Annotated in this window: 3 protein-coding genes; all 3 read left to right on the top strand. The window is 71.3% G+C overall.

Annotation, left to right across the window (positions count from 1 at the left end):
* The first annotated feature begins 47 nt into the window (after positions 1 to 47).
* Positions 48 to 1,490 carry an FtsW/RodA/SpoVE family cell cycle protein gene (locus tag G6020_RS11515; protein ID WP_182610726.1) on the top strand — a complete coding sequence of 481 codons (1,443 nt, stop codon included), beginning with the start codon at positions 48 to 50 and terminating at the stop codon, positions 1,488 to 1,490.
* Between the two features lie 7 nt (positions 1,491 to 1,497).
* Positions 1,498 to 2,970, top strand: coding sequence for a penicillin-binding transpeptidase domain-containing protein (locus G6020_RS11510; protein ID WP_182610725.1), 1,473 nt, complete (start codon positions 1,498 to 1,500; stop codon positions 2,968 to 2,970).
* Positions 2,967 to 3,834, top strand: an 868-nt coding sequence (locus tag G6020_RS11505; protein ID WP_182610724.1) for a serine/threonine-protein kinase, incomplete at its 3' end; no start/stop codon positions are given. The genes G6020_RS11510 and G6020_RS11505, both read left to right, overlap by 4 nt.

Below are 3,834 nucleotides of genomic sequence, written 5' to 3'. Positions count from 1 at the left end.
CCCCGGCCCCCGTGCCGGGAGTCGACTGCCGGGCGGTGAGCTGACCCGTGGCCGCCCCCGTACCCGGAACGCAGGCGGCTCCGGCCCCGCCCCGCCGCGGCAAGGAGCTCGTCCTGCTGGTCGCCGCCTCGGTGATCGTCGGATTCGCACTGCTCCTGGTCCAGCTGGCCCAGGAGCAGGAACTCAGCCTCACACTGCTCTGGCTCACCCTCGCCTACCTCGGTCTGTGCGGCGGCGCCCACCTGCTGATCCGGTGGTTGGCCCCCTTCTCGGACCCGGTGCTCCTGCCGGCCGTCGCCCTGCTCAACGGCCTGGGCCTGGTGCTGATCTACCGCCTCGACCTGGCGTACGCGGCGCGCGCCGTGGCCAACGGCACCGACCCGCCGGGGATGGACGTCACCCGGCAGCTGCTGTGGACCCTCATCGGGCTGGCCTTCATGGCGGCCGTGTTGTACTTCCTCCGGGACCACCGGGTGCTGTCCCGGTACGGCTACACCATGGGTTTCGCCGGCCTGGTGTTGCTGGCGATCCCGGCGGTGCTGCCCGCCCGGTTCTCCGAGATCAACGGCGCCAAGAACTGGATCATCCTGCCCGGCTTCACCATCCAGCCCGGCGAGTTCGCCAAGATCCTGCTCATCATCTTCTTCGCCTCGATCCTGGTCGAGAAGCGGGAGCTGTTCACCAGCGCCGGTCGGCGGATCCTCGGCGTGGACCTGCCCCGCGGGCGTGACCTCGGGCCGATCATCGTGGCGTGGTTCCTGTCCCTGGGCGTGCTGGTGTTCAACACGGACCTCGGCATGGCGCTCCTGCTCTTCGCCACCGTGCTGACCATGCTCTACGTGGCCACCGAGCGGGTCAGCTGGTTGCTCATCGGCGTGGTGCTGGTGGGTATCGGTGGCGTGCTGGCCTACGCCCTCTTCGGGCACGTGCGGGTGCGGTTCCAGATCTGGCAGGACCCCTTCGCCTACTTCGACACCGGCGGCTATCAGAGCTCGCAGGCCCTGTTCGGTCTCGCCTCCGGCGGCATGGGCGGCACCGGACTCGGCAACGGGCGGCCGGACCAGGTGCCGTTCGCGGGCACCGACTTCATCACCTCCACGATCGGCGAGGAACTGGGCCTGATCGGCCTCGCCGCCGTGCTGATGATCTACACGATCATCGTCCTGCGCGGGATCCGCGTGGGTCTGACCATCAGGGACAGCTTCGGCAAACTCGTCGCCGTCGGCCTGGCCTTCACCGTGGCCATCCAGGTGTTCGTGGTGGTCGGCGGGGTCTCCACCCTCATCCCGCTCACCGGGCTCACCCTGCCCTTCATGGCCTACGGCGGGTCGAGCCTGCTCGCCAACTACGCCCTGCTGGCCATCCTGCTCCGGTTGTCGGACGACGCCCGGCGGCCGCTGCCGACCCCGCGTCAGACACCCGCGCTCGCCGAGGCCGCCACGGGCATGATGCGGACCCCGCTGCTGGCCCGCGTCCGGAAGTCCGGGTGAGCGCCGCGTGAACGCCGCCATCCGCAGGATCGCGATCGCCGCCATCGTCATGGTGGTCGCGCTGCTCCTCCAGCTCACCTGGGTGCAGGTCTTCCGCGCCGACGACCTGCGCGCCGACCCCCGCAACACCCGGATGCTGCTCGACGAGTACTCCCGCCAGCGCGGGCAGATCACCGCCGGCGGCCGGGTGCTGGCCATGTCGGTCCCCTCCGAGGGCAGGTACGAGTTCGAGCGCACCTATCCCACCGGTCCGACCGCGTTCGGCCCGACGGTCGGGTACTACTCCCTGCAGTTCGCCACCTCGGGGATCGAACAGTCCCAGGACGCGTTCCTCAACGGGTCCGACCCGCGGCTGCTCTCCCAGCGCATCTCGGGGCTCATCTCCGGGCGCACCCCCCAGGGCGGTTCGGTGGAGCTGACGCTCGACCCCGTCGCCCAGGAGGTCGCCTACGCGGCGCTGCAGCGGGGCGCGGGCCAGGGACCCTTCGTGGGTTCCGTGGCGGCGGTCCGACCCTCCACCGGCGAGGTCCTGGCGCTGGCCTCCAGCCCGTCCTTCGATCCCAACGCCCTGTCCAGCCAGGAGCAGACCGTCCGCACGCAGGAGATGGCGCGGATCGAGCAGAGCCCCGACCGGCCGCTGCTCAACCACGCCACCCAGCAGTCCCTGCCTCCCGGGTCCACCATGAAGGTCATCACCACCGCCGCCGCCCTCGAGTCCGGGATGGGACCGGAGACCCCGGTCTCCGGCGCGGACCGCACACTGCTGCCCGGAACCTCCACGTTCCTGCAGAACTACGCCGGCCAGACCTGCGGTGGCGGCACCGTCACCCTCCGCACCGCGTTCGAGCTCTCCTGCAACGTGCCCTTCGTGGAGCTCAGCCAGGAGATCGGTGCCGACGCGTTCACCGAGATGGCCGAGCGCTTCGGTGTGGACGGCGGTGAGCCGGACGAGCTCGGGATCCCCGCGGCGCCGTCCGGGCTCGGCCAGATGGAGGACGCCGCCCAGCTCGCCATGAGCTCGATCGGTCAGAGCGATGTCCGCATGACCACCCTGCAGAACGCCATGGTGGCCGCCACCGTGTCCAACGGTGGGGTGCGTATGCAGCCGCAGCTGATCCGCTCGCTCACGGCGCCGGACCTCTCCGTGGTGCAGGGGTTCACCCCCGAGGACGCCGGACGCGCCCTCACCGACGAGCAGGCCGGCACCCTCACCGAACTCATGGAGGGCGCGGAGCGCAACGCCGGGGGCGGCCTGCCCGGGGTGACCATCGCCTCCAAGACCGGCACCGCGGAGCACGGCGTGGATGCCGCGGAGTCCGTCCCCTACACCTGGTACATCGCGTTCGTGCCCGGCCAGGACGTGGCCGTGGCCGTGGCGATCGAATCCGGGCCGGGCGTCACCCGCGACACCGTGGGCTCCACCTACGCCGCCCCCATCGGGCGCGAGGTCCTCGGCGCCCTCCTCGGGGGCGCCGGATGAGCCTCAACTCCGGAGCGCTCCTGTCCGGCCGGTACCGCCTGTTGCGCCTGATCGCCACGGGCGGGATGGGCCAGGTCTGGGAGGCGGCCGACGCGGTGCTGGACCGGCACGTGGCGGTGAAGGTGCTCAAGGCCGAGTTCTCCTCCGACCAGGAGTTCGTGGAGCGGTTCCGGTCCGAGGCCAAGGTGACGGCGCGGATCTCCCACCCGGGGATCGCGACGGTCTACGACTACGGGCAGATCGACGACCCGGCCTCGGGCAGTCCACTGTCCTACCTGGTCATGGAGCTCGTGGTGGGCGAGCCCCTGTCCGACGTCCTGTCCCGCGAGGGGTCGCTCCCGCTGCGCCACACGCTCGACATGCTCGAGCAGACCGGTCGCGCACTCAACGCCGCGCACGCGATCGGGTTGGTGCACCGGGACGTCAAGCCGGGCAACATCCTCATCACGCCCTCCGGGCAGGTCAAGCTCACCGATTTCGGCATCGCCAAGTCGATGGGGTCCGCGGCGGTCACGCAGGCCGGGATGGTCGTGGGCACCGCCCAGTACATCGCCCCCGAGCAGGCCATGGGCCACGAGACCACCCCGGCCGGTGACGTGTACTCGCTCGGCGTGGTGGGGTACGAGTGCGTCTCCGGGCGCAGGCCGTTCGTGGCCGACTCGCCGGTGAGCGTGGCGATGATGCACGTCCGGGAGACGCCGCCCCCGCTGCCCGACTCGGTGCCGCCGCCGGTCCGCAGGCTCCTCGCCGACGCCATGGTCAAGGATCCGACTCGTCGGTACCCGGACGGCGAGGCCTTCGCCGAGGCGGTGGCCGACGTACGCGCCGGTCGCGATCCCCGACCGCCGGGGGCGTTCGTCGCCG

Source organism: Dietzia sp. B19 (genome assembly GCF_014145155.1).
Taxonomy (GTDB): domain Bacteria; phylum Actinomycetota; class Actinomycetes; order Mycobacteriales; family Mycobacteriaceae; genus Dietzia; species Dietzia natronolimnaea.
Note: the sequence above shows the minus strand (reverse complement) of the source record. Positions and strands in the feature narration are given on the sequence as shown.